The 26,220-nt window shown below is 64.9% G+C and carries 21 protein-coding genes and 1 riboswitch; of the genes, 11 read left to right on the top strand and 10 right to left on the bottom strand.

Going from position 1 to position 26,220, the window contains the following annotated elements; translation table 11 throughout:
- Positions 1-37 precede the first annotated feature (37 nt).
- The 5 genes from ABID26_RS04490 to ABID26_RS04470 are packed head-to-tail and all read left to right on the top strand — an operon-like array spanning position 38 to position 7,464.
- The gene (locus ABID26_RS04490) at positions 38-1,432 is read left to right on the top strand and encodes an SWIM zinc finger family protein (RefSeq protein ID WP_126101603.1); all 1,395 of its coding nucleotides are present in this window, start codon (positions 38-40) and stop codon (positions 1,430-1,432) included.
- Positions 1,429-2,874, top strand: coding sequence for a DUF5691 domain-containing protein (locus ABID26_RS04485; protein ID WP_354414062.1), 1,446 nt, complete (start codon positions 1,429-1,431; stop codon positions 2,872-2,874). Before ABID26_RS04490 ends, ABID26_RS04485 begins: the two co-directional genes overlap by 4 nt.
- 20 nt (positions 2,875-2,894) lie before the next feature.
- Entirely contained in the window at positions 2,895-3,974 is a 1,080-nt protein-coding gene (locus ABID26_RS04480; protein WP_354414059.1) for an ATP-binding protein, read from the top strand.
- 3 nt (positions 3,975-3,977) lie between these two features.
- On the top strand, positions 3,978-6,236 hold the full coding sequence (locus tag ABID26_RS04475) for a DUF5682 family protein (protein WP_292340041.1): 2,259 nt from the start codon (positions 3,978-3,980) through the stop codon (positions 6,234-6,236).
- On the top strand, positions 6,229-7,464 hold the full coding sequence (locus ABID26_RS04470) for a VWA domain-containing protein (protein ID WP_292340042.1): 1,236 nt from the start codon (positions 6,229-6,231) through the stop codon (positions 7,462-7,464). The genes ABID26_RS04475 and ABID26_RS04470 overlap by 8 nt, the downstream gene beginning before the upstream one ends.
- Positions 7,465-7,491: 27 nt before the next feature.
- On the opposite strand, the gene ABID26_RS04465 is transcribed toward ABID26_RS04470, so the two are convergent.
- From ABID26_RS04465 to mtnK, 6 genes are all read right to left on the bottom strand, one after another.
- Complete coding sequence (locus ABID26_RS04465; protein ID WP_292340043.1) at positions 7,492-8,193, bottom strand: MgtC/SapB family protein; 702 nt, start codon at positions 8,191-8,193, stop codon at positions 7,492-7,494.
- 121 nt (positions 8,194-8,314) lie between these two features.
- Positions 8,315-8,473 (bottom strand): peptide ABC transporter permease, encoded by a 159-nt coding sequence (locus ABID26_RS04460; RefSeq protein WP_126101597.1) that lies wholly within the window; start codon positions 8,471-8,473, stop codon positions 8,315-8,317.
- Positions 8,474-8,595: 122 nt separating this feature from the next.
- Positions 8,596-9,660, bottom strand: a complete 1,065-nt coding sequence (gene fba, locus ABID26_RS04455; RefSeq protein WP_126101596.1) for a class II fructose-bisphosphate aldolase — start codon at positions 9,658-9,660, stop codon at positions 8,596-8,598.
- 157 nt (positions 9,661-9,817) lie between these two features.
- The gene (locus ABID26_RS04450) at positions 9,818-10,285 is read right to left on the bottom strand and encodes a 6,7-dimethyl-8-ribityllumazine synthase (RefSeq protein WP_126101595.1); all 468 of its coding nucleotides are present in this window, start codon (positions 10,283-10,285) and stop codon (positions 9,818-9,820) included.
- 77 nt (positions 10,286-10,362) lie between these two features.
- A riboswitch (FMN riboswitch) is annotated at positions 10,363-10,507 on the bottom strand.
- A 209-nt stretch (positions 10,508-10,716) separates the two neighbouring features.
- Positions 10,717-11,811, bottom strand: coding sequence for an S-methyl-5-thioribose-1-phosphate isomerase (gene mtnA, locus ABID26_RS04445; protein ID WP_292340045.1), 1,095 nt, complete (start codon positions 11,809-11,811; stop codon positions 10,717-10,719).
- Positions 11,808-13,073 (bottom strand): S-methyl-5-thioribose kinase, encoded by a 1,266-nt coding sequence (gene mtnK, locus ABID26_RS04440; RefSeq protein ID WP_292340046.1) that lies wholly within the window; start codon positions 13,071-13,073, stop codon positions 11,808-11,810. Before mtnK ends, mtnA begins: the two co-directional genes overlap by 4 nt.
- Before the next feature lie 138 nt (positions 13,074-13,211).
- Between mtnK and ABID26_RS04435 the strand changes: the two genes are divergently transcribed.
- The 3 genes from ABID26_RS04435 (at position 13,212) to ABID26_RS04425 (ending at position 16,887) form a co-directional block, all read left to right on the top strand.
- Complete coding sequence (locus ABID26_RS04435) at positions 13,212-14,723, top strand: sugar ABC transporter ATP-binding protein (protein ID WP_354414052.1); 1,512 nt, start codon at positions 13,212-13,214, stop codon at positions 14,721-14,723.
- Positions 14,724-14,798: 75 nt separating this feature from the next.
- Positions 14,799-15,794, top strand: a complete 996-nt coding sequence (locus ABID26_RS04430; RefSeq protein ID WP_292340048.1) for an ABC transporter permease — start codon at positions 14,799-14,801, stop codon at positions 15,792-15,794.
- A gap of 40 nt (positions 15,795-15,834) precedes the next feature.
- On the top strand, positions 15,835-16,887 hold the full coding sequence (locus ABID26_RS04425; protein ID WP_126101591.1) for a substrate-binding domain-containing protein: 1,053 nt from the start codon (positions 15,835-15,837) through the stop codon (positions 16,885-16,887).
- Positions 16,888-17,092: 205 nt separating this feature from the next.
- On the opposite strand, the gene ABID26_RS04420 is transcribed toward ABID26_RS04425, so the two are convergent.
- The 4 genes from ABID26_RS04420 to ABID26_RS04405 all read right to left on the bottom strand — a co-directional run bounded on the left by ABID26_RS04420 (position 17,093) and on the right by ABID26_RS04405 (position 22,120).
- Complete coding sequence (locus tag ABID26_RS04420; RefSeq protein WP_354414244.1) at positions 17,093-18,169, bottom strand: D-alanine--D-alanine ligase family protein; 1,077 nt, start codon at positions 18,167-18,169, stop codon at positions 17,093-17,095.
- A gap of 17 nt (positions 18,170-18,186) precedes the next feature.
- On the bottom strand, positions 18,187-18,801 hold the full coding sequence (locus ABID26_RS04415) for a hypothetical protein (RefSeq protein WP_354414047.1): 615 nt from the start codon (positions 18,799-18,801) through the stop codon (positions 18,187-18,189).
- A gap of 216 nt (positions 18,802-19,017) precedes the next feature.
- Positions 19,018-21,072, bottom strand: a complete 2,055-nt coding sequence (locus ABID26_RS04410; RefSeq protein WP_292340050.1) for a bifunctional aldolase/short-chain dehydrogenase — start codon at positions 21,070-21,072, stop codon at positions 19,018-19,020.
- Between the two features lie 82 nt (positions 21,073-21,154).
- The gene (locus ABID26_RS04405; protein WP_292340051.1) at positions 21,155-22,120 is read right to left on the bottom strand and encodes a sugar-binding transcriptional regulator; all 966 of its coding nucleotides are present in this window, start codon (positions 22,118-22,120) and stop codon (positions 21,155-21,157) included.
- A 203-nt stretch (positions 22,121-22,323) separates the two neighbouring features.
- Between ABID26_RS04405 and ABID26_RS04400 the strand changes: the two genes are divergently transcribed.
- The 3 genes from ABID26_RS04400 to ABID26_RS04390 all read left to right on the top strand — a co-directional run bounded on the left by ABID26_RS04400 (position 22,324) and on the right by ABID26_RS04390 (position 26,018).
- Entirely contained in the window at positions 22,324-23,964 is a 1,641-nt protein-coding gene (locus ABID26_RS04400) for an acyl-CoA synthetase (RefSeq protein WP_126101586.1), read from the top strand.
- Positions 23,965-24,192: 228 nt separating this feature from the next.
- Complete coding sequence (locus ABID26_RS04395) at positions 24,193-24,798, top strand: TetR family transcriptional regulator (protein ID WP_126101585.1); 606 nt, start codon at positions 24,193-24,195, stop codon at positions 24,796-24,798.
- A 53-nt stretch (positions 24,799-24,851) separates the two neighbouring features.
- Complete coding sequence (locus ABID26_RS04390) at positions 24,852-26,018, top strand: efflux RND transporter periplasmic adaptor subunit (protein WP_292372497.1); 1,167 nt, start codon at positions 24,852-24,854, stop codon at positions 26,016-26,018.
- Positions 26,019-26,220: the final 202 nt, after the last annotated feature.

Genomic DNA, 26,220 nt, shown 5'->3' with positions numbered 1-26,220 from the left:
GTCGCGATATCATGCTTCGGGGTCATGAGGGGGCGGCTTGCAGCTGGATCTGAAAACAATCGAGGCTTTAGCCCCCGACCAGGCCTCGCTTGGCGCCGCCGCCAAGCTGACCAAGCGGTCGAACTGGCCTCGGCTTGAGGCACACGAACAGCTGCCGCTGATCTGGGGCGAATGCCAGGGGTCCGGCTCGAATCCCTATCGCGTCGCGTTCGACACGTCCGATCACGGCTACAAATGCACCTGTCCGTCGCGCAAGTTTCCGTGCAAGCACATCCTGGCGCTGATGTGGATCGGCGCCACGGCGCTCGACAGCTTCCAGCGTGTCGATCAGACGCCGGACTGGGTGAACGATTGGCTCGGCCGGCGCCGCAAGCCGGGGCAGCCGCCGGCGCAAACACGTTCCGAAGCCAAAAGCATCGACGAGGCCTCGCGGCCTGAGGAAAGCGCCCCGGTCGAGGACGCCGCCGCTGCCGAACGCCGCGGGGCGGCGCAGCGCAAGCGGGCCGAGGATACGCGAAGCGCGGTTTCTGCCGCGCTCGATGAGCTCGACCAGTGGATTGCCGACCAGCTTCGGCTCGGCCTCGCCGGATTTGTCGATGCCAGCAGCGAGCGCTGCCGGCGCATCGCCGCACGGCTTGTCGACCTGAAGGCCACGGCGCTCGCCGGGCGTATCGACGAGCTGCCGGCGCGGCTGATGGCGCTGCGCAGCGAAGAGAGGCCGGATGCCGCGATCCGCGAGCTCGGCAAGCTGGTGCTGCTCGCCAAGGCCTGGCGCGCCGCGCCAGACGACGCCGAACTGAAACGCCTTGTCTCGACATCGGAGACCCGTGAGCAGATCCTCGCCAACCCCGATGCCGTCCAGGTCGAGAGCGACTGGGAGGTGCTCGGTGAGAAGATCGAGACCCGCCGCGACGGCCTCGTCAGCCATGCGACCTGGCTGCTCGATCTCAGGAGCCCAACCCCGCGATTTGCCGTGCTGCTCGATTTCTTCCCGGCTTCGGCAGGCCGGCGCTCCGGCGCCTTCGCGCCGGGAGACCGCTTCAAGGCAAGGCTGGTGTTCTATCCCTCGCGCAACCCGCTGCGGGCGCTGATCGCGGAACGATTGGGCGATGTGACGCCGGGCGCGTGGCCAGCTTTCGCTGAAGCCGCTACCGGCGATCCGCTGGCCGCCTATGCCGCCTTCCAGGACGGCGCGCCTTGGCTGTCCGACTGCCCGGTCATCCTGCCGGCCGGCGCGATCGCGCTGGACGAAAAGGATGGCGCCTGGTGGCAGGCGGCGAGCAATCCGCATGGCATTGCCTTGCCTGTCGCGGGCTCCGTCAATCAGACCTTGCTCGGCCTCGACCTTGCCGCGACAGCGGCGCTCTGGAACGGCGCCAGGCTCGAACTTCTGGCCTCGCAGAGCAGCATCGGGAGGCTCGATCTGTCGTGAATGAGCTCGAACAGGCAGGGCTGGCAAGGTTGCGCGACGGCTGGATTTCGGGCGGCGCAATGTTCGAATTCGCCCCGGTCGAGTGGAAAGGGGTCGCCACCGCTTCCAGCCCGGACGAGCAGGAGCGGCGGCTGTTGGCCATCGCCGCTCAGGCGCTCGATGTCGCGCTTCGGCCGGCGGCTCCCCACGTGCTGAAGCGACGCCCGCCTCTGCCGGTGCTCGCTTTGCCGATGCTTCCCGATCGCCTGCGGCCACCGCTGCGGGCCGCACTGAAATATGCAGCCGATGCGAGGCTCAAGACCCGCGTGGCCACGCTCGTCGCCAGCCGCGGCTTCGTGCTGCATCCGATGGATTGGATGCCCGCCGCGTCATATCAGGAAAGTCCGGACGTCTATGCTCCCTGGGTCGACTGGCAGGCAGGCGCGGAAAGCGAAAAACAATCCCGACGCGAGCATCTGACGGCGGAAACCTGGGATGATTTTTATCCAGCAGCGCGCCGTACAGCTTTGGTCGATTTACGGCGCACCATGCCTGCCTTGGCGCGGGCTCTTATCGAGACCAAGGGGGCGAGCGAAACGGCGGAGGTCAGGCTTGCGCTCATCGAACTCATGCGCTTCGGCCTGGGCACCGACGACGTTCCGTTTCTGAAGAGCCTGTCCGCCGATCGCTCAGGCAAGGTGCGTGAAATGGCCGGCCGCCTCCTGGCAAGGTTGGGTGAACGTGGCAATCCAACGGATGGCGGGTCCGAAGATCCGATAGCTGAGCTCGCCGCTTTCATCGAGGAGGGCAAATCCGGGTTCATCCGCCGCCGCACAACCTACGCGCCGATAAAACTCAAGTCGCCTGCGCAACAAGCACGTCGCGCCGACTTGTTCGTATCCTGTTACTTCGGCGATCTCGTCGCCCGCTTCGGCAAGACGGAGTCTGATTTCATCGGCGCATGGCAGTTCGGCGTCGATGACGGTGCCGATCTCTTCCTCGTTCGAATGGTCTCGGTGTCCGGCGGCGATGCGGCGGTGGCCTGCTTGGCGGATTTGCTTGTTGCCGCTGGCGGCAAGCTGGCGCTTCTCGTCCTCCAGCTCATGTTGCGTTTGGACGGCGGCAGGAAGCGTGTCCTGATCAGGCAGATCCTGAATGACGCGCAAAATCTGGCCGCGCTCAACCTGGTCGAAGGGGCGGAAGCAGGCTGGCTGGAATGGGGCGATCTCGCAAACGGCAAGACGCTTTCGGCGCTGCGTTCCGCCGTCTCGGGTGACAACGACGTCACGAAACGAAGCGCCGAGCAGTATCTCGAAGCCATCGGCTTTCTGGCCAATCCGGTTACGGCGGAAAAATTGATCGGCGAAATCGTCGCCGCGGGCCTGCCGCCCGCATCCCCCTCGCTCGGCCTGCTGCGGCTCAATGCGGCGCTGGCCGAAAGCCCTTCCCAATCCGACAGATGAATCAACCCGGAGAAGATCGCATGAACGCAGCCATCCGCCTCCCGGCCGAGCAGGTCTATGCCTCCGAACTGCTGGCACTTGCGCAGGATGACGACCGGCAGAAGCCTGCCGGCTGGAGCCTGTCGCCCAAGGCCGTGCTGACCTACCTGATGGGCGGCAAGGCGAGCGACGGCACGCCCATCACGCCGAAATATGTCGGCCGCCGGCAACTGATGGAAACCGCGGTGGCAACGCTCGCGACCGACCGGGCGCTGCTTCTGCTCGGCGTTCCCGGGACGGCGAAATCCTGGGTCTCGGAACATCTCGCCGGCGCCATCATGGGCAACTCGACGCTGATCGTGCAGTGCACCGCCGGCACCGACGAGAACCAGATCCGCTATGGCTGGAACTATGCCCAGCTTTTGGCAAAAGGCCCGAGCCAGGACGCGCTGGTGCCGACGCCGCTCTACCGCGCCATGCAGGAAGGCAAGCTCTGCCGCCTCGAAGAACTGACGCGCATGGGCTCCGACGTGCAGGACACGCTGATCACCGTGCTGTCGGAAAAGATGATGCCGGTGCCGGAGCTTAACACGTCGATCTACGCGCAGCGCGGCTTCAACATCATCGCCACGGCCAACAATCGCGACAAGGGCGTCAACGAGCTCTCCTCGGCGCTGAAGCGGCGCTTCAATGTCGTGGTGCTGCCGCTGTCCGAGGACATGGCCGAAGAAGTCTCGATCGTCTCCCGACGCGTCGGCGAGATGGCCGGCGGGCTGGACCTGCCGGTGCCAAAAAATGTCGGCGAGGAGATCGCCCGCGTGCTCACCATTTTCCGCGAGCTCCGTTCCGGCGCGACTGCCGATGGCAAGGTGACGCTGAAGACGCCGTCGGGCTCGCTCTCGACCGCCGAAGCGATCGCCACGATTATCAGCGGCCTCAGCCAGGCGGCGTGGTTCGACGGCGGCAAGCTCCACGCCGAAGGCCTGGCGCCAAGCCTCGTCGGCGCGATCGTCAAGGATCCGGTCCAGGACAAGGTCGTGCTGGAGGAATATCTGGAGACGGTGCTGAAGAAGCGCCCTGACTACGCCGGCTATTACGCGGCGCTGAATGAAGCCATCTGAGCCATGACACAGGGCGGCATCAGCTATTTCGGCATTCGCCATCACGGGCCGGGCTCCGCGGAGAGCCTGGTCGAGGCGTTGCAGGAGTTGCAGCCGGTCGCCGTTCTGATCGAGGGGCCGGCGGATGCTTCGCCGCTGTTGCCGCTGCTCGCCAGTCCCGACATGAAACCGCCGGTGGCGTTGCTCTGCTATCCGGAGGACGATCCCTCGGCGACGAGGTTTTGGCCGTTCGCCGAATTCTCCCCGGAATATCAGGCGGCACTGTGGGCCGTCGCCAACAAGGCGGCGCTGCGCTTCATCGACCTGCCGTCCGCGGCGCGGCTTGCCGAGAAGGCGTCCGAAAGTCTGACCGACGCCGACGCGGCTGAAGCAGAAATCACGGAAGGGCAGGGCGAAGAACCCATGCGCATCCAGGATCCGATCGGCACTCTGGCGCGCGCCGCCGGCTATGAGGACGGCGAGAGCTGGTGGTCGGACATCATCGAGCAGAACCCCGAGCCCGGCCCGATCTTCGCGGCCATCGCCGACGCGATGACGACGCTGCGCGAAGGCGAGGGTGCGATCGGCAAGTTCGAGGCCATGCGCGAAGCGCATATGCGCCTCGAGATCGCCTCCGCGCGAAAGGAGTTCGACGGGCCGCTGGCCGTCGTCTGCGGCGCTTGGCATGTGCCGGCCTTGCAAGCGGCCCATACGCACAAGAGCGACCAGGTGCTGCTCAAGGGCATCGGCCGGCGCAAGACCACGATGACCTTCGCGCCATGGACCGGACCACGCCTGGCGTCGGGCTATGGCTACGGCGCCGGTGTCGTCGCGCCCGGTTGGTGCAAGCATTTGTGGCAGACGCGTGGGCAGGATGATGCCTCGGTCCTGTGGCTGTCGCGCATCGCCACGGTGCTTCGAGCGAAAGGCCACATGATCTCCACCGCGTCGCTGATCGAGGCGGAGCGTCTGGCGCGAGCGCTCGCCGCCATCCGCGAACGGCCGAAGCCAGGTTTTGAGGAGCTGCGCGACGCCTCGATCGCGGCGCTTTTCAACGGCGAGGCGCTGCTGTGGAAGATGGTCGAGGCGGAGTTGCTGCTCGGCGCCGATGTCGGTGAGATTCCGTCCGACACGCCGCTTGCGCCGCTGATCGACGACCTGCAGCGCAACCAGAAGGCTGCGCGACTGAAGCCCGAGGCACTGGAGCGGGAACTTTCCGTCGATCTCCGGAGCGAGAGCGGGCTGTTCCGCTCGACGCTGCTGCACCGGCTGAACGTGCTCGGCGTGAATTGGGGCAGGCTGACGGACATCGGCCGCAGCCGCGGCACGTTCCGCGAGCGCTGGATGCTGGCCTGGCAGCCGGAATACGCCGTTCGCCTGGTGGAGAACCTGGTCTACGGACCGACCATCGAGAAAGCCGCCAACGGCCGCCTGATCCAGATGATCGGCACTGCTTCGACGCTCGATGCTTTGGCCACGCTGGTCCAGAACGCGATCACCGCAGCCTTGAGAGAGGCATCCGCGGCCGGCCTTGCTGCACTGGAGGAAAAGGCGGGGCACAGCAGCGAATGCCTGGAGCTGCTGGCCTCGGTGCCGCCGCTCGCCGACATCATCCGCTATGGCGAAGCGCGCAAGACCGAGACGGAGCGCCTCGCCGGCCTGCTGGAACGGCTGATCATCGAGGGCTCCATCGCGCTACCTTATGCGGCGCGCGATCTCGACGCGCAGGCCGCGGCAGCCTTGATGGGCGCGCTGCGCAAGGCCGACGAGGCGATCAAGCTGGTGGAGCCGGACGAGCATGTCCTGGAGGCCTGGCGCAACGGGCTTGCAGCCGCGCTGGATTCGTCGCGCTCGACGGCGCTCGTTGCCGGTTGCGCCGCGCATCTGCTCTACGAGGCCGGGTGCCTCTCCGCCGAAGCCACGGCCGACCTGCTGGGGAAGCGCCTGTCGCCTGGAACGCCGGTCGCCGATGCCGCCGCCTTCTTCGAGGGCTTCTTCAGCGGCGCCGGCCAGAGGCTGATCTACGACGAGGGGCTGCGCGGCGCTGTCGATGGCTGGCTGGCCTCGCTCGACGAGGAAGCCTTCATTGCGCACCTGCCCCTGCTGCGCCGCGTCTTTTCCAACCTCGACAGCATGGAGCGCCGGCGCCTGATCGAGGCCGTGCTTGGCAAGAGAGCGAGCCTGCCCGCCGGGCTGACGCCGGCGCCCGATGGCGGCGAGGCGTGGCGCAGGCATTTTGATCTCCTCGGCAAGCTGCTCGCAGGGGAGCCCAGCCATGGATGATGGGACAATCGGGCCGGAGCTCGATCCCACGGAAGGAACCAGAGAGCGCCGCTGGCGCCTGGCGATCGGCGCCGACGACGAGGCCTCCTCGGCGCTCTCGGCCGAGGATCGACGATTGTCGGCGGCGCTCGATGCGCTTTATGGCGATGGCAGCGGCGACACCGCCGCCGACCAGCGCAAGCGCCGCGGCGGGCTCGGCCGTTCGGCGCCGCGCGTCGCGCAATGGATGGGCGATATCCGTTCGTTCTTCCCCGAGCAGGTCGTCCAAATCGTGCAGAAGGACGCCTTCGAGCGGCTGAACCTGAAGCAGATGCTGATGGAGCCGGAGTTCCTCAGGGCGATCGAGGCCGACGTCAATCTCGTCGCCGACCTCGTCTCGCTGCGCTCGGCGATGCCGGACAAGACCAAGGACATCGCGCGCTCGATCATTTCCGACATCGTCGCCAAGCTGATGCAGCGTCTCGAGCAGAAGACCGCCGAGGCGATCCGCGGCGCGCTCGATAAGTCGCGGCGCACCAACCGGCCAAGGCAGCGCGACATCGACTGGCCACGCACCATCGCGGCGAACCTTCGCCACTACCAGCCGGACCACAAGACCGTGGTGCCGGAAAAGCTGGTCGGCTTCATGCGCCGCCAGCGCCGGTTGGTCGACCTCGACGAGGTGACGCTCTGCGTCGACCAGTCCGGCTCGATGGCGAGCTCGGTGATCTATGCCTCGATTTTCGCGGCGGTGATGGCGTCGCTGCCGGTCGTGCGCACAAAACTCGTCTGCTTCGACACCGCGATCGTCGACCTGACGGCGGAGCTCAGCGATCCGGTCGAGGTGCTGTTCGGCGTCCAACTCGGCGGCGGCACCGACATCAATCAGGCGGTCGGCTATTGCGCCGAGCGCATCGAACGGCCGACCAAGGCCCACTTCGTGCTGATCACCGATCTCTACGAGGGCGGCAACGGTCAGGAGCTGCTGCGCCGACTGGCAACGCTGGTGCGGTCGGGCGTCAATGTCGTCGTACTCTTGGCGCTCACCGATCAGGGCCGCCCCGGCTATGATCCGTCCATGGCCGGTTCGGTTGCGGCATTGGGTATCCCGGTCTTTGCCTGCACGCCGGACCATTTTCCCGACATGATGGCGGCGGCGCTTCGTCGGGAAGACATTGGCGCCTGGGCGGCGAGCGCCGACATCAAGCTCGTTCGCGCCGACGCCGAGACCCCAAAGGCGGCCGAGTAAGCTTGCCAGCCTTCTGGCATCGCATACTCAGGTCTCCTTCTCGCTGATCACCTCGAAGCGCTCGACCGCGCAGTGCTCGGCGACAACCGCCAGCACGTCCGTCGAAGGCTCGACCGCGTCGGGCTGCTTCCATTGAAGATTGAAGGAAAACATGAAGCGGTTGCGGTCGGGGTCGTGCTCCATACCGACGAAGCGTGTATCGTAGCCGAGCGGCCGTACCATGTCCCCGATGTCGGGTGGCGAGCCTTTCGGCCATGACACAGAGAGGAGCGCCTTGTGGGCGCGCGGGATCTTGAGGTCGACCCATTTCAGCGCCTGCAGCGTCACCAAGGTCAGCACCGTCGCGATCCCGCCGAGGCCGAACTGGCCGCCACCGAAGGCGAGGCCAATCATCGTCATGATCCACATGGTCGCGGCTGTGGTGACGCCGGTGACGAGATCGCCGCGCCTCAGGATGGTGCCGCCGCCGATGAAGCCGACGCCGGTGAGCACGCCGAGCGCGAAGCGCATCACATCCATGCGCACGAAAGACTCCGGCCCCTTGCCGGACACATCGAGCAGCATGTTGGCCTGAACCATGGCGACGCAAGCCGCGAGGCCAACCAAAATGGTGGTGCGCAGCCCGGCGGAATGGCCGCGCGCCTCGCGGTTCAAGCCGATGAGGAAGCCTGCCAGAAGCGTCAGCAATAGCCGCGCGACGAGATCCGGCCAGGTCGGATGAAGCGGCATGTCGCAGCAAAGCGGCTCGAACATCCGTCACGGCGGCGCAAAAACGCCCTCCATTGCATCTGGACTGTTCAACTTGGCTTGGCGCGGATGGTTCCTTGGCGTGCCTGGCAACCAACAGCCGTCACCGGACGACGATGCTCAGCACCAACGCCAGCACGACGATGCCGACGAGCCCGGCGATGAAGATGATGCGTCTTGTGCGCGTGCGCAGGATGATCTCGCCCTGCCGCGCGTCCTGGCCGGAGAAGACCGGGCCTTCCTCGTCGCGATCCTTGCTCATGATCTGCTCCTTCCCTGCTGGCGGGCGCGGGAGGTGTCAGGACAGGAACCGATTTGGTGGCGTGAAGTTCCGCCGGATGTGGCCCCCGCGACCGGGTTCAGCCGGTCGCGGGAGCCGATGGCTTAGCCGAATTTCGGGTCGAGGCTGCCCGACTTGTAGCGCTTGGCCATGTCCGACAGGGGGATCGGCTTGATCTTCGGCGCGTTGCCGGCGGTGCCGAACTGCTCGAAGCGCTCCATGCAGAGCTTCTTCATCGCCGCCATGGCCGGCGTCAGATATTTGCGCGGATCGAACTCGCTAGGGTTCTCGGTCAGCACCTTGCGGATGGCGCCGGTCAGCGCCATGCGGTTGTCGGTGTCGATGTTGATCTTGCGCACGCCGTGCTTGATGCCGCGCTGGATCTCTTCCACCGGCACGCCCCAGGTCGGCTTCATCTGGCCGCCATATTTGTTGATGATCTCCTGCAATTCCTCCGGCACCGACGACGAGCCGTGCATGACGAGATGCATGTTGGGCAGGCGGCGGTGGATCTCCTCGATCACGTTCATCGCCAGCACCGCGCCGTCCGGCTTGCGCGAGAATTTATAGGCGCCGTGGCTCGTGCCCATGGCGACGGCCAGCGCGTCGACATGGGTGTCGCGCACGAACTGCTCGGCCTGCACCGGGTCGGTCAGTAGTTGGTCGTGGCTGATCGCGCCTTCGACGCCATGGCCGTCTTCTTGCTCGCCGCCGCCGCTCTCCAGCGAGCCGAGCACGCCGATCTCGCCTTCGACCGAGACGCCGCCCCAATGCGCCATGTCGACGACGCGTCGGGTGATGCCGGAATTATAGGCGTAGTCGGCCGGCGACTTGCCGTCCTCCTTCAGCGAGCCGTCCATCATCACCGAGGTGAAGCCGTACTGGATCGCGGTGACGCAGGTCGCTTCGTTGTTGCCGTGGTCGAGATGCATGCAGACCGGGATGTCGGGATGGATCTCGACCAGCGCGTCGATCAGCTTGGCCAGCACCACGTCATTGGCATAGGCGCGCGCGCCGCGGCTGGCCTGCAGGATGACCGGCGACTTGGTCTCCTCGGCCGCCTCCATGATGGCGAGCCCCTGTTCCATATTGTTCATGTTGAAGGCAGGCACGCCATAGCCGTGTTCGGCGGCATGGTCGAGCAATTGTCTCAGTGTGATGCGAGCCAACGAATAGTCTCCCGTATCTGGTTCGAGCCCGTGTTTGAAAAGGCCGCCCGGGCGGGCGGCCCCGTTGCTTCTGGCCGGATTTCGGAGTTACCGCAACCTTTTGGAGCCTTTTCGGCCGCAATTCTTGTTGCAGGGCTGAAATCCGGCCTTCTCGAGCTTAAGCGGCGATCCGCTCCCGCGCGGCAAGGAGCTCGACGCAGGCCTTCGCCGCTTCCTTGCCCTTCACTTTGAAATGCTCATGGAAGAAGCGATGGTGCTCGGCGCTGTCATGATAGTTGTGCGGCGTCAGAACGGCCGAGAGCACCGGCACGCCGGTCGCAAGCTGCGCACTCATCATGCCGTCGATGACCGCGCCAGCGACGAAGTCGTGCCGGTAGATACCGCCATTGACGACGAAAGCGGTGCCGAGGATCGCGGCGTAGCGGCCGGTCTCGGCAAGCGTCTTGGCGTGCAGCGGGATTTCATAGGCGCCCGGCACGTCGAAGATCTCGACGGCAAAGCCGCCGAGCGCGGCAAGCTCCGCCTCGAAGGCCGTCACGCATTGGTCGACGATGTCGGCATGCCAACGCGCCCGGACAACGGCGACACGGCGGATTTCATTGGTTTTGGGGAAATGCTGATTCATGGGTCCTTCCTTCCGTTTCGAACCAGAATCAGGACGCACGACGCAAAAACCGGCCCGCATAAGCGGGCCGTCCTCACGTACGTTCTCTTCCATCCGGACTGTAACCGTCGGCTCCGGAATCGCACCGGATCTGCTGACCCTCCTGTTGCCAGGAAGCGCTCGCGGGCTTGAGCCGAAGCTCTTACCGCCGGTGGGGACTTTCACCCCGCCCTGAGAACTTAACGCGGGCAGGTATGGAAGAGGAGGGCGGCGCTGTCAATTGGGAGCGCAGGGAATCTCCCCCTTGAGGGGGAGATGTCGCCGGAGGCGACAGAGGGGGTCGCCGCGCGTGAAGCGCCAGCATCTTTCATGACAAGAAGTAAACGTTGGCGATCTATGCGAGGCGACCCCCTCTGACCGCTTCGCGGCCATCTCCCCCTCAAGGGGGGAGATCAACTGCGCTCCGGGAACATCGCCTTCAGTCCTTCGCGCGAGGCCTTCGCCACACCGCGCTCGGTGATCAGCCCTGTGACCAACCTTGCCGGCGTCACATCAAACGCAGGATTGGCGGCCGGCGTCGCGTCGGGCGAGACGCGCACCTGTGCGACCTTGCCGTCCGCCGTCTTGCCCCAGACCAGGGAAACCTCGTCGCCGGAGCGCTCTTCGATCGGGATCTCGGCAAGCCCGTCGGCGACGGTCCAGTCGATGGTGGGCGAGGGCAGCGCGACGTAGAAGGGCACGTCATTGTCGGCAGCGGCTAAAGCCTTGAGATAGGTGCCGATCTTGTTGCAGACGTCGCCATTGGCGGTGGTGCGGTCGGTGCCGACGATCACCATGTCGATATCGCCATGCTGCATCAAATGCCCGCCGGCATTGTCGACGATCAGCGTGTGCGGCACGCCGTGCCCGGCCATCTCCCAGGCGGTCAACTGGGCGCCCTGGTTGCGTGGCCGGGTCTCGTCGACATAGACGTGGACCGGAATGCCGGCCTCCGTCGCCAGATAGATCGGCGCGGTGGCGGTGCCGTAGTCGACCGTCGCTAGCCAGCCGGCATTGCAATGGGTGAGGATGTTGACCGTCTCGCCCGGCTTCTTGCGCGCCGCGATTTCCTTGATGATCGCAAGCCCGTTCTCGCCGATGGCGCGGTTCAGCCCGACATCCTCGTCGGCGATCTCGGCCGCCCGCCGGTAGGCCGCCTCGGCGCGCCTTTCCGGCGCGAGCGGTTTCAGGTGCCGCCGCATCTCGTCCAGCGCCCAGCGCAGATTGATTGCCGTCGGCCGTGTCTTGTGCAGCGTATCCCATACCGCGTCGAGCGCTTCGTCCGACGCATCCTCCGTCATCTGGATGGCGACGCCATAGGCGGCGGTGACGCCGATCAGCGGCGCGCCGCGCACCCACATGTCGCGGATCGCGGTGGCGATGCCGGCGACGGTCCCGATCGTCTCGATACGGAACTCATGCGGCAGCCAGCGCTGGTCGATGATCTCGACCGAACGCTTGTCGTCGCTCAGCCAGATGGTGCGGTAGTGGCGATCGCCGACGTTCAAATTCTGCTCTCCTGTTCAATCAGCGCGGCCAGGTTGTTGACCTCGTCGATGCTGTGGATCTGGCGCCGGTTGACGGCGATGTGGCGGCCGAAGCGCAAAGCCTTGGCCTCACATCTGGCGCGCAGGTTTTCGTCGGCAATGGTCTCGAAATCGGCATTGTGGGCGAGGCCGAGGATGCGCCGGTGCACCTCGATGCCGGAAAAGCCGAGCAGGTCGGTCCAGATGCCGGAGAGCACGTGGTCGAGCGCCTGTTCGGCCGCGAGCCGGTCGCCCTGATCCTCGAACAGGCTCCTGTGGTAGAGCATGCCGGTGCGCTCGGTGCGCCACAGCTGCGAGAACTCGGCGCGGAAGATAGCCCAGGTCTCGGCCGTGACGTTGAGTAGGTAGGCGCGCATGGAATCCCGGCTGCCTTTCTCCTCGTGGCCGCGCTGCGAGAAGAAGGCCATCCAGAAATTGGCGAGCAGCATGCCGACATCGAACGCGATCGGGCCGTAGAAGGCGAATTCCGGATCGATCATCCGGGTCTCTGTGTCGGTCACCATGATCGAGCCCGAATGCAGGTCGCCATGCAGCAACGTCTCGGCATTTGCGGCGAAGAGGTGCTTCAGCCGCTGCGCCTCGACCTTGAGGTCGCGGTCGGCGCGCAGTTCGGCGACCACGCCGTCGAGCTGCGGGCTGGTGTGCCGGTTCATCTCGGCATCGAAATAGGGATCGGAAAACACCAGGTTCTCGGTGATGTCGCAGAGCTCGACATTGTCGGCGAAGAGCGCGAGGTCGGCCTTGCGCTCCTTTGTCACCATCGACAGGTCCGAGCCGCGAAACAGGGTGCGAGCCATGAACAGGCCGATGTCGCGCGCGATGTTCGGCAGTTCCCGGCCGTCGATCAGAGCGCGCCTGAGAATGACGTGTGGCGACAGATATTCCATGACGATGAGCGCCTGGTCCTCGTCGAAATGGTAGATCGCCGGCACCGAGCCCGGCGCTCGGCGCTCCTGCCTAGTCAGTGCATGATATTCGAAGAAGGAACGCTTGAGCGGCAGCGGCCAGCTGTCGCCGACCAGCCGCACATAGGGCAGCGCCTGCTTCACCACCGCCGCGCCCTTGTCGCCTTCGACGATGAAGACGAGGTTCAAATTGCCGTCGCCGACCTCGCGTACTGTCCAACGGCTCGAGTCCTTGCCGATGCGCTCGCTCAGCGCCGCGTTCTCGCCAAGGCGCTTCGGCAGCGTCTCCACCGACAATGCTTCGAACTTCCCGGTCATTCTCTCCCCTCCTGCTCGTGGTTTCCAACGATAGCGGAGCCACGGCGGCGGGGCCAAGCTAGGAAGCGCTCTGGCAAATGTCAATCGTGTTGACAATTGCCGATGTAGCCCATAGCGTCACAGGCCAGGGAGGAACGAATGGGCGCAGATGCCGTGTTCCGTGTGGAGGGCCTGAGGAAATCCTTTGGCCAGAACGAGGTGCTTGGCGGCATCTCGCTCGACCTTTATGCAGGCGAGGTCACGGTGCTGATGGGCGCCAACGGCGCCGGCAAATCCACCCTGGTCAAGATCGTCAGCGGCGTCTATGAGCGCAGCGGCGGCATGATGCGGCTGGCCGGCGACGCCTTCGATCCCCGCACGCCGGCCGAAGCGATCCGCGCCGGCGTCGTCACCGTGCATCAGAACATCAATGACGGCGTGGTGGCCGATCTCGACGTCGCCACCAATCTGACGCTGGATAGGCTGAGCGGCAAAGGCGCCACGGTTTTGTTCAAGCCGAGCAACGTCCGCGCCGAAGCCAAGGCCGTCGCCGACCGCATGGGGCTTACCATCGACCTCAGGGCGCGTGTCGCAGACCTCACGCTCGCCGACCGGCAGATGGTGGCCATCGCCCGCGCCATGGCGCACCAGCCGAAGGTGCTGATCCTCGACGAGCCGACCTCCTCGCTGTCGAGCGCCGAAGCTGACCGACTGTTTTCGCTGATCGACCGGCTGCGCGGGCAGGGCGTCGCCATCCTCTACATCTCGCACCGCATGTCCGACATCAGGCGGCTTGCCGACCGCATCGTCTCGATGCGCGACGGCGCTATTTCCGGCGTCTTCGATCGGAAGCCGCTCGACTATGAAGGCGCGGTCAACGCCATGCTCGGCCGTAAGATCCATCTCGACCGCGTCGTCGCCAGAAGTTCGGCGAGCGCGGTCTTCACCGCCGAGGGCTTGCAACTGGCGCAAGGCGCGAAACCGATCTCGATGACGCTCGGGGCCGGCGAAGTGGTAGCAATCACCGGCCTTGTAGGCGTCGGCAAGACGGCGCTCGCCGAAACGCTGTTCGGCGTGCGCAGGCCGCTTGCCGGCACCATGCATATGGATGGCCAACCCTATGCGCCTCACTCGGCGCGAGCGGCGATCGCCGCCGGCGTCTTCCTCGTCGCCAAGGACCGCGCGATGAGCGGCATCGTCAGCGGCTTCAACATCGAGCGCAACATCAGCCTACCTTTCCTCAAGCGCATGTCGGACTTCAGCGTCATGAGGCGCCGCGCCGAGCGCATCGCCGCCCGCCGCCAGATCGACGAACTCGGCATCGTCTGCCGCTCTGAGAAGGACGAGCTCTCGGCGCTGTCGGGCGGCAACCAGCAGAAGGTGATGGTGGCGCGCTGGATGTCGCAGGCCTCGCGCCTGTTTATCCTCGACGAGCCGTTCCAGGGCGTCGACATCTCGGCAAGGCGCGACATCGCGGCGAAGCTCAGGGCAAATGCCGACGGTCGCGCCACGCTCATCTTCGTCACCGAGCTCGACGAGGCGCTGGAGACCGCCGACCGTATCCTGGTGATGTCGGAACACACGATCGTCGGAGAGCACAGGAACGCCGACATCGACCTCGATCGGTTACTGGCCGAGGTGGCCGGCGGGCCGCTCACCAGCGCGGCGTGAGATCCGGATGACGAGATTTGGAGTGCAGGCATGAGTTCAAGTTTGGCGGAGAGGGCGACAGCGCGGGAGCGTTCGATGACATTGCGCGACTATGCCATCCGCTATGGTTTCATCGTCCTGCTTGTCGGGCTGATCGCCTATTTCGCGATCGCCGCCGACGGCTTCGCCTCGCCGCAAAGCGCAGTCTTCATCTTCCAGTCGGTGGCGATCACCGGCGTGCTGGCGCTCGGCGTCACCGCGACACTCGTCGTCGGCGGTTTTGATCTCTCGATCGGCTCGGTCGCCACCAGCGCCATGATGGCTGCCTCCTATGCCATGGTGGTGCTGGAGCAGAACGCCATCGTCGCCGTCATCGCCTGCCTGGTCATCGGCGTGGTCGTCGGCCTGATCAATGGCTGGCTGATCGTCTACATGCGCGTGCCCGATCTTTTGGCGACGCTGGGCATGATGTTCCTGCTCCTCGGCCTGCAGCGCATTCCGACCGAGGGCCGGTCCATCGCCACCGGCATGACCATGCCCGACGGCTCGGTCGCCAACGGCAAGTTCTCGGAAGCCTTCCTGGCGCTTGGCCGCCACCGCATCGACTTCTTCATCCCGAGCCTGATCCCGGTCTCGGTGGTGGTGCTCGTCGTGCTGGCCGTGCTGATCTGGTTCTTCCTCGAATACACCCGCTTCGGCCGCATGATGTATGCGGTCGGCAGCAATGAACGCGCCGCCGAACTCGCCGGCGCGCCTGTCAAGGCATACAAAATCTGCGCCTACGTCATTTCGGGAGTTTTTGCCTCGATCGGCGGGATTTTGCTCGCCGCCCGGCTTGGACGCGGCGACATCGCCTCGGGTAATAATCTGCTGCTCGACGCAGTCGCGGCGGCGCTCATCGGCTACGCGGTGCTTGGCGCCGCCAAGCCCAACGCCTTCGGCACCGCCGTCGGCGCGGTGTTCGTCGGCGTCCTGCTGCAAGGCCTGACGATGATGAATGCCCCGTACTACACGCAGGATTTCGTCAAGGGCGCGGTTCTGGTCGTCGCCCTTGTCTTCACCTTCGCCCTTTCCGGCAGGGGCAAGAGATAGTTTCGACCGGGGCATTGATGAGAAAACAACGGAGGAAAAAGTGAGCATCACAAGAAGACTTTTGGGGAAGGCCGCGCTCGGCCTTGCAGGCGCGGCGCTGCTGATGCAGGGGACTGCATTGGCGGCCGACCGCCCGGCGCCGTTCGACAAGCCGGGCGTCAAGATCGCGCTGGTGCGCTATCTCTCGACCGGTGACTTCTTCCAGGCCTATCTCTCCGGCGTCGAGGCGCAGGCCAAGGCGCTCGGCGTCGACCTGCGCGTGCTGGACAGCCGCCAGGACGCGGCGCTCCAGGCCGACATGGTCGACCAGGCGATCGCGCTCGGCGTGCAGGGCATCATCATTCAGCACGGCCTGACGGAATCGATGAAGGACGCCGCCCAGCGCGCGGTCGACGCCGGCATCAAGGTCGTCGCCTTCGACGTCAATGTCGAGAACCCGAAGATCCCGCAGATCGAGCAGTCCGACCGCGACCTTGCGCGGCTCGCCCTCGAGCAGGCGGTCACGGACAATGGCGACAGCTGGAAGGCCGGCTATGTCTATGTCGCCGGCATCGCTCCGCTCGACCGACGCAACGAAACCTGGGTCGACGTGAAGAAGAAGCATTCGGGCATCAGCGAGGTTGCCATGTTCGGCACGCTCGACAACCCGATCGCCAATTCCGTCGCCAACCAGGCACGCTCGGTGCTGCAGGCGCATCCCGATATCAAGGTGATGTTCGCCCCCTATGACGAGTTCGCCAAGGGCGTGAAGATCGCCGTCGACGAGGCAGGGCTGAACAAGGGCATCAAGATCTACTCGGCCGACATCTCGACCTCCGACATCGCCGCGATGCGCGAACCGGACAGCGCCTGGGCGGCGACCGCCGCCACCAATCCGGCTGTCGTCGGCCAGGTTTCGGTGAGGGCCCTGGCGCAACTACTCGCAGGCGAGGATCCCGGCCACAACGTCATCGTGCCGCCGACGCTGATCACCCAGAAGGAGCTGGTCGACAAGGACATCAAGAACATGGAGGACCTGTCGGCCAAGCTGCCGCAGTTCGCCCATGCCGATGTCGCCATGCCTGCCTGGATGCCGAACCCGAACGCGAAGTAAGCTGGCGCCTCATTCTGCAACGGCGACAGTTAGCGAAACCATCGATGACGGCGTCTTTCTCCCCGTCACTTTACGGGGAGAAATGCCCGGCAGGGCAATGAGGGGCGGCGCTGACCGGCGAAATATGATCAGAGCGCCTCGCGTGGGCGGGTTAAAGCGACGCCAGTACCAGTGAAGGAGCGGCTCTTGGGTCGCTCTTTCTGTTTCAGGCCGATCGCGCAGCACGCGCCAGCCCATGCGCCACCAGGCGGTCGATGACCTCCGGGTAGCTGATGCCGCTTGCCGCCATGGCCTTGGCGTACATGCTGATGTCGGTGAAGCCAGGAATGGTGTTGAGTTCGTTGACCAGGAACGTCATGTCCGGCATCAGGAAAAAGTCGACACGGGCCATCCCATCGCAACCGACGGCCCTGAAGGCCTTGGCGGCCATGTCGCGCATGGCGTCCTCGACCTCCGGCGGCAGTTCGGCAGGCACGATCAATGCCGCGCCATTTTCGTCGATATACTTGGCATTGTAGTCGTAGAAGCCGTGACTTTCGGCGGGCACGATCTCCCCCGGTCGTGAGACGAAGAGTTCGCCTTCGGGATCTTCCAGCACGCTGTACTCGATCTCGCGGCCACGAACGAATTCCTCCGCCAGCAGTTTGCGATCGTGCTGGAAGGCTTCCTCGAGCGCCCGATCGAATTCCTGGCTGGCGTTGACCTTTGCGACGCCAACCGACGAGCCTTGCCGCGCCGGCTTGATGAACAGCGGCAGACCAAGCTGATCTTCCAGCACGGCGAGGGAAGGTGCTGCGCCCGCGTCGATCGTCACCGAACGCGCGACAGGCACTCCCGCTGCCTTCAGCAGCCGCTTGGCGATATCCTTGTCGAGGGCCGTGGCCGAGCCCAGGATGCCGCAGCCGGCAAGCGGCACGCGCGCCACTTCCGCCAGGCCCTGCACGGCGCCGTCCTCGCCATGGAGACCGTGCAGGACGGGAAACAGGATGTCGATTGCAGGCAGTTCGTGAGGCAGCCCGTCGGCCGGGACGGCCAGCATCCGTCCATGTCCGCCCGGCACCAGACAGAGCTCTACTCCACTTGAAGGTTTCGCCAGCGCGCCGTCCTCGAAGCGGCTCAGCAGCCATTGCCCTTCGCGGCTGACGAAGATCGGAACAGCATCGTATTTCGCCGGCTCCAGCGCGCGCATCACATTGGTCGCCGAAAGCAACGACACGTCGTGCTCGGCGGAGCGCCCGCCAAAGAGCACACCGATACGCAGTCTTTTCTCGGCCATCGACATCTCCACAATGCTCAAGATCAGAACCCGACGGCGATGCCGCGCCGGGCGAAAAAGCGGTCGAAGCTGGCGAGCGGCAGCGTGACGTCCGTCTGGCTCTGAGGATCGTGGCCGGACGGGTTGTGGAAGCGGATTTCGCTCGGCGAGGCTGCCGTCACCAGAACCAGATGTCCGCCCTTCGATGGCGGCTCGCGCTCGGGCCAGCGGATCCCGGGATGCACCGAGGCGATGAAATAGCGCCACCTGGAAAGAAGTCGGGGCACCATGGCCATATCGACATTCGTCATCGTCTCGGCGGAGAGGCTGAAACGTTCGCGGACGAACCAGACGAAGGGCTCATAGATCAGCCCTTTGATCGTACCATCGATCTCATTGACGACATAGCCGCCATAGGTCGTGCAGGCGCGGGCAAGTTCCAATGTGGGGTGGATTTCACCGCGCGCGGCCAGGATCATCTTCAGGCAGGCCATGCCGCAGACATTGACGGCCCAGCGGGCGTAGTCCTCGACCGTCTCGGCGCCCGAGTTGCGCCAAAGCGGGTCGCGGTGCAGAGCCGCCACCCCTTCCGCGAGCAGCGGCAGGGTCATGTCGGGTGTTTCCCATTGGCTGAAATAGGGCACTTCCCTGGATTGCATACCGGCTCCGGCCTTGTGTCGCATGAGAGGCGCAAGGCACCCCTTAAAGCTGTTCGAGCAATAAGCGAAGGATTTGAGCGGATTTTGACCAGTTAGAGCAGTTTTCCAGCAGAAGTGTGAAACGGGCTTCCGTCCGGAACTGCGTCAAGACAAGGAGAGGGAGCGGTTCGTCGTTTTCGTAAAACGACGAACCAGTCCGGGGGCGTCTTTACGTCTTCAGCGCAGCGCCGCCGCGATGTTGCCGCCGTCCACCGTCGTCACGTCGGCGGTGGTGCGTTCGGCCAGCGCCTGATGCAGGAAGGCCTGCGCCACGTCGTCGGCCGTCACTTCCTGCCCGAGCAGATTGCCGGACATGTATTCCTTCTCCGAGACGCCGCGCGCGCCGGAACGGCTGGCGATCATCGCGTCGGTCAGAAGGCCGGAGCGGATGCGATCGGCATTGACCGCGTTGGAGCGGATGCCCTGCGCGCCATAGTCCAGCGCGTATTGCCTCGACAGGAACAGCGTCGCCGCCTTGGGCAAGCCGTAGGCGCCGAATTTCGGCCCGGGATTGACCGCCTGCTTGGAGGTGTTGAAGAGCAGCACGCCGCCCGTGCCCTGTTCCAGCATGATGCGCACGGCGTTTTGCGCCGCCGACTGGTGGGCGAAGAAGTTGAGCTCGAAGCTCTTGCGCAGGAGAGCGTCGTCGAGCTCACCGATCCTTCCTTCCCAGGCCGCACCTGCGTTCGAGACCAGGATGTCGACGCCGCCATAGACGGCGACCGCCTTGTCGAAGGCGGCGCGCATCTCGGCCGGGTTGGTGATATCGGCGCCGACGCCGATCGAGTTGTTGCCGGCCGCCTTCGCCGCCTCGGCGGCCTTGGCCGGATCGAGATCAACGATGACGGCATGCGCGCCATTCGCAGCGAACAGTTTTGCTGTCGCCGCGCCGATCGCGCCTGCGCCGCCAGTGATCAGCACCACCTGGCCGGTCAGCGGCTTCGGCTTGTTGGAGGCGAGCTTGGCCTGCTCCAGCGACCAGTATTCGAGCGGGAAGAGGTCCGACTTGGAGAGCGGCTGGAAATTGCCGATGGCTTCGGCGCCGCGCACCGCTTCGATCCACATCTCGCCGACATCCGAGGCGATCTTGGCATCCTTCAGCGTGCGGCCATGGCCGAACATGCCCAGCCCTGGCACCAGCGTCAGGCGCGGCATCGGGTCGAGCATGGTGCGCTTGACGTCGTCCAGCGCGTCATTGGTTTCGAAATAGGCGCGGTAGTTCTTGGCGAAGGCCTCGACATGGCTGCGGATCGCCGCCTTGTACTCGCCGAGCTTGTCGGCGTCCGGCGCGGGCACCGCCATCGGACCGGTCTTGATGCGGATCGACAGGTCCGGCGTCGACACGCCGCGGCCGGCATAGTCGGCGATCTTTGCCGAATTGATGAAATCGACGATCGCGTCCGAGGTACGGAAGTCGCTGATCATACGGTCGAAGCGGCCTTCGCCGCGTGCCACCGCGACAGCGCCGCGCAGCGTCGGCGCGATGTCGCCTGGCCTGGCGAGCTTCGCCGGGAGCGCCGCCTTGGCCGCCTGCGGCTTGCCGTTCTTCGCGACATACTCCTCGGCGACGTTCACATAGTGGATCATCCGGTCGTAGGCCTGCCTGGCGTCGTCGCCGAAGGTGAAGATGCCGTGCTTGTCGAGGATCAGGCCTTCGACGCTGGGGTCGGCGTCAAAAACTTCCGCGGCGACCTTGGCGAGGTCGAAGCCCGGCTTGATGTAGGGCACATAGCCCATCTTGTCGCCGAACACCTTGGCCACCAGCGCCTTGCTGTCCTCCTGGTCGACGATGGCAAGGATCGCCGTCGAATGCGTGTGGTCGACGAATTTATGCGGCAGGAAGGCATGCAGCAGTGTTTCGACCGACGGGTTGGGGGAGGCGGGGTCGATGAGGTTGGAGCGCTGCAGTGCCACCATGTCCTCATCGGAGAGATTGTCGAGTGCGCGCGCCTTGAGCAGCGCGCCCATCTTCACCGCGGGCAGCCCTTGCGGTTCGATCACGGCCATGTCCCAGCCGCTGCCCTTGACGCAGAGCACGTCCCATTCGTCGCCGACCAGGTCGGTGGCCTTGGTCTTGCACGAGGTGTTGCCGCCGCCATGCAGCACCAGCCGAGGCTCGCCGCCGAGCAGGCGTGTCGTGTAGACGCGCAGCGCAAGGTCGCGGCCGACACCTTTCTTGGCGTAGTCGGCAACCATCTTTTCCGCGTCGGCGTCATTCCAAAGGTTCTTCATGTCGTTCCGTCCGATTTCGTCTTTTTGTTGCTCATGAACAGGAAGCCGCGACGCTTTGATGACAGTCGTGGCGAGGAAGGTTCTAGGAGGCCATCTTGCTTGCCGCGCCGGCGTGGTCGAGAAGACGCCCGGCCATATGCGCGCCGATCACCAGATGCGTGCAGAGCCCGCCGGCTATCGCGGCGAGCAGCGGCTCGAACTTACTGTCCTCCTGCACCACCATCAGCCGCTTGCCGATAGCGCGCAGCGAGGCGAGCTCGGCGGAGATGACACGCCGGTTGTAATCGCAGTCGAGCACTTCGCCGTTGGCGTCGATGACCTGCCCGGCAATGACGCCGGCTGCACCTTGGCTGCGCAGCGCCGTCATTTCGGCCGGGGTCAGCGCGCCGCATTTCACCAGATGGCTGTCGGCGTCGACCGCGCCCACTGAGTAGAGCGCGAGGTCGCAATCGCTGACGCCGGTAAGCTGGTCGCGGATCACCGGCTCGGCGCGCAGGCCCTGCGCCAGTGCCTCGCTCGACAGCACCAGCGGTGCGTAGAAATTGAGGCCCTTGGCGTTGAGCCGCCGCGCGATTTCCATCGTGCACTGGTCAGGCCGATAGGAATAGGGCGCGCCGAGATTGCCGCAGAGCTGCACCACGGTGACGTCCTGCAGGTCGGCATAGGACATGATGTCGGCGATGGTGTAGACGGTGCGGCCCCAGGCGACTCCGATACGGTCGCCCTTCTTCACCAATTCGAGGAAGACGCTTGCCGCCAGCACCGCGATGTCGGTCGACGGATCGGCGACATAGGCGTTTTCCGGGGCGATCCAGACGGCGTCGAGCTTGAAGGCATCCTCAACCTTGCGCGCCATGACGTCGTCGGTGAAGAGCTGCGTCGAGGTCGAGATGTTGACGATGCCGGTCTCGCGCGCCTTGCGCAGATACATGGCGACCGACGCGCGCGAAATCTTGAGCTGGTTCGCCACTTCGTCCTGCCGAAGGCCATGGGCATAGTAGAGCCAGGCGGCCTTGTGGATGAGCTGTTCTGCCGGTCTGATCGCCATGCCGCCTCCTCGGCTGACATTAGTCACGGCTCTCGACAAAAGTCAAATCTCGATGGCCGGTGTAATCGCCCTCCGGCGCGGCTTGATCGAGACAGCCATTCTACCGGGCGCTCATATCATAGCATTTCCCGGTCGTTCAGGGGGGATGGCATGATCGCCGGGCAATGGTTAGAAAGCTCGAAAAGACTTTTGGGGAGGATGGGATGGCCAATCCCTACGATACAAATCTCGACCGGAACGCTGCCAACCACCAGCCGCTGACGCCGCTCACCTATCTTGAGCGCGCGGCCAAGACCTATCCCGACCACGTCGCCATCATCCATGGCAGCCAGCGCATCTCCTATCGCGATTTCTGGCGGCGCTCGCTGAAGCTCGCCTCGGCGCTTTCGAAACGCGGCATCGGCAAGGGCGATACCGTGACGGTGATGCTGTCGAACACGCCGCCGATGCTGGAGGCGCATTTCGGCGTGCCGATGACCAGAGCGGTGCTGCACTCGCTGAACACCCGCCTCGATGCCGCCGTGATTGCCTTCCAGCTCGACCATGCCGACACCAAGGTGCTGATCGTCGACCGCGAATTCTCCGGAGTGGTCAGGGAAGCGCTGGCATTGGCCAAGGCCAAGCCATTGGTCATCGACTATGACGACCCCGACTATGCCGCCGACGCGCCCTATCCGAAGGGCGGGCGGATCGGCACGCTCGACTATGAGGATTTTCTGGCCGGCGGCGACGAAGCCTTCGCCTGGTCGATGCCCGACGACGAGTGGGATGCCATCTCGCTCAACTACACCTCAGGCACCACCGGCAATCCGAAGGGCGTCGTCTACCACCATCGCGGCGCAGCTCTGATGGCCTACACCAACACCATCCATGCCGGCATGGCCAAGCACGCGGTCTATCTCTGGACGCTGCCGATGTTCCACTGCAACGGCTGGTGCTTTCCCTGGACGCTTGCCGTGCAAGCCGGCACCCATGTCTGCCTGCGCTGGGTGCGGGCAAAGCCGATCTATGATGCGATCGCCGACCACGGCGTCACCCATCTTTGCGGCGCGCCGATCGTCATGTCGGTGCTGATCAACGCGAAGGACGAGGACAAGCGCCAGTTCCAACAGATGGTAACCTTCAACACGGCTGCCGCCCCGCCGCCGGAGGCCGTGCTCTCCGGCATGGCCGATGCCGGCTTCGGCGTGACCCATCTCTACGGCCTGACCGAGACTTACGGGCCAGCCGTCGTCAACGAATGGCACAATGAGTGGGATGAACTCGAGAAAGGGCCGAGGACGGCGAAGAAGGCACGCCAGGGCGTGCGCTATGCCGCACTCGAGGGGCTCACGGTGATGAACCCGGAGACGATGACGGAGACGCCGGCCGACGGCGAGACCATCGGCGAGGTCATGTTCCGCGGCAACATCGTCATGAAGGGCTATCTGAAGAACCGCAACGCGACCGACGAGGCCTTTACCGGCGGCTGGTTCCACTCCGGCGACCTCGGCGTCATGCACCCCGACGGCTACATCCAGCTCAAGGACCGCTCCAAGGACATCATCATCTCGGGCGGCGAGAACATCTCGTCGATCGAGGTCGAAGACGCGCTCTACAAGCATCCTTCCGTCGCCTCCTGCGGCGTGGTTGCCCGTGCCGACGAGAAATGGGGCGAGGTGCCGGTCGCCTATGTCGAGCTGAAGCCCGGCAAGACCGCCACCGAAGCCGAGATGATCGAGCATTGCCGAGGGTTGCTTGCCCGCTTCAAGGTGCCGAAAGCGGTGGTATTCGCCGAGATCCCGAAGACTTCGACGGGGAAGATCCAGAAGTTCCGGCTGCGGGAAATGGCGAAGGGAGCGTAGCTCGGCGAGGCCAAGTTCGACGTCGGCGGGACAGCGCCCCCCTCTGTCCTGCCGAACAGAGGGGGGCGCGAAGGATCGCGGCATATCGCCCTTTCACTCTTAAACAGCTCCCCGCTGTCACCATCTGTCACCAATTATACGCGTACGTCGATTTCGCGTTGACATCTCACTTCTTTCGATTTACGAGTGATGAAAATTGAAATTCGTCACTCGTCAAACGAAAGCGTCATGTCAGAAGCCGCCAACATCGTGGCCGATCCCGCTAGACAGGAGAATGTGACCCGCATTCTCGACTGCGCCGAACGCCTGTTCCGGCACTACGGCTACGGCAAGACCAACGTCGCAGACATTGCCCGCGAGCTCGGCATGTCGCCGGCCAACATCTACCGTTTCTTCGCCTCCAAGGTGGAAATCCACCAGGCCGTTTGCGGTCGCATGCTCGGCGCCAGCTACGCGATGGCTTACGAGATCTCGCGCCTGCCGCTCAGCGCCGAGGAGCGGCTGCGCCGCTATGTGCATGCGCAATACAAGATGACGCTGGAAGTCATGCTCGACGACCAGAAGGTCCACGAGATGGTCATCGTTGCGCTCGAACGCGACTGGGGCGTCATCGACAAGCATGTCGATCGCATCCACGACCTGTTCGCCGAGGTGATCCGCGAGGGCATCGAGGCCGGCGAGTTCAGGAAGCAGGACCCTGTGATTGCGTCGCGCTGCTTCGGCGCCGCCACCGTCATTCTGTGCCATCCGCAGATGGTCGCGCAGTGCCTTGCCAAGACCAACCGGGCGATGCCCGACGACCTCATCGAATACGCAATCAGAGCCTTGAAATAGCCGCTGCCCGCCGGGTGCCGGTCGACGTTCATTTCCAGTTCGGGAGTGCTAAGGTGTCTTTGTCCAATTCCATCCTCCGCAGGCTATCAGTCGCCGGCCTCCCGGTCGCCGGCCTCGTCATCGCGGCGCTCGGCCTTGCCGGCTGCAGCCAGGAGAAGGCGGCGGTCGTCCAGGAAGTCATCCGTCCGGTGAAAGTGGTCGAGATCGGCGAGGCGCAAACCACTCGCCAGCTCGATTATTCCGGTTCTGTGCGCGCCCGCACCGAAATGAATCTCGGCTTCCGCATCGCCGGCAAGGTCACCGAGCGTCTCGTCGACATCGGCCAGCATGTGAACGAGGGCGACGTGCTCGCCCGCGTCGATCCATCCGACTACGAGCTGTCGGTGAAGAGCGCTGAGGCGAGCCTCGATGCCGCCGAGCGGCAGGTCGAGACGGTCGATCTCGCCAGGAAGCGCGCAGAGCAGCTCTATGCCAAGAACTTCGCGCCGAAGTCGCAGCTCGATCAGGCGACGCTGAGCTACGATCAGGCGGTGGCGACGCGCGATGCCGCCCGTTCGACGCTGGCCCAGGCTGAGAACCAGGTCCACTACACCGATCTCAAGGCCAGCAAGGCTGGCATCGTCACCGCCATCTCCGCCGATATCGGCCAGGTGGTCGGCGCCGGCACGCCTGTCATGACGGTCGCCGTCGACGGCGAGAAGGAAGTGCTGATTGCGGTGCCCGAAATGGACATCGCCGGGTTCCGCCCGGGCAAGGAGGTCAAGGCGAGCTTCTGGTCGGACGATGCGCTGACCCTTGACGGCAAGGTCCGCGAGGTGGCCGGCAGCGCCGATCCGCAGTCGCGCACCTTCGCGGTTCGTGTTTCGCTGCCCAATGATCCGCGCGTGCTGCTCGGCATGACAGCCAATGTCGCGGCGACCGTCGGCAGCAAGGCTCAGCTCGTGTCGATCCCGCTGACCGCGATGGCTGAGAAGGATGGCAAGCACATCGTCTGGACGGTCGACCGTGCGAGCGACACGGTGCATCCGCGTCCGATCAAAATCGCCAATTTCACCGCCGACGGTGTCGCCGTGGCCGAAGGCCTGAAGCAGGGCGACGTGGTGGTAGCCGCCGGCACGCAGTTCATGACCGAAAACCTGAAGGTCAAGTTTTCCGGCGACGTCGCCCAGCAGTCCGCCTCGGCGGAGGGCGACGTCGCGACCACCAGCAGCCTGCGCTAGCCAGGCGTACGAACGCCTTTCCCGCTCTCGCTGCGCAAGCCGCGAGCCGGGAAGGGCATGGGTTCCGGGCGGCAGGCGCCCGATCGTGAGATGCCGGCATGTTGGTATCCCCCGCGCCACGGCCGCTTCGAACGCGATTGCGAGTCTCTCTCCGCTTGAGGTGCCTCGCCGCCCGGAAGCCCGACCGAGAATTCATGAGCAG

The sequence above is a fragment of the Mesorhizobium shonense genome, assembly GCF_040545255.1.
Classification (GTDB): Bacteria; Pseudomonadota; Alphaproteobacteria; order Rhizobiales; family Rhizobiaceae; genus Mesorhizobium; species Mesorhizobium shonense.
This window is presented reverse-complemented; position numbering and strand designations above follow the sequence as displayed.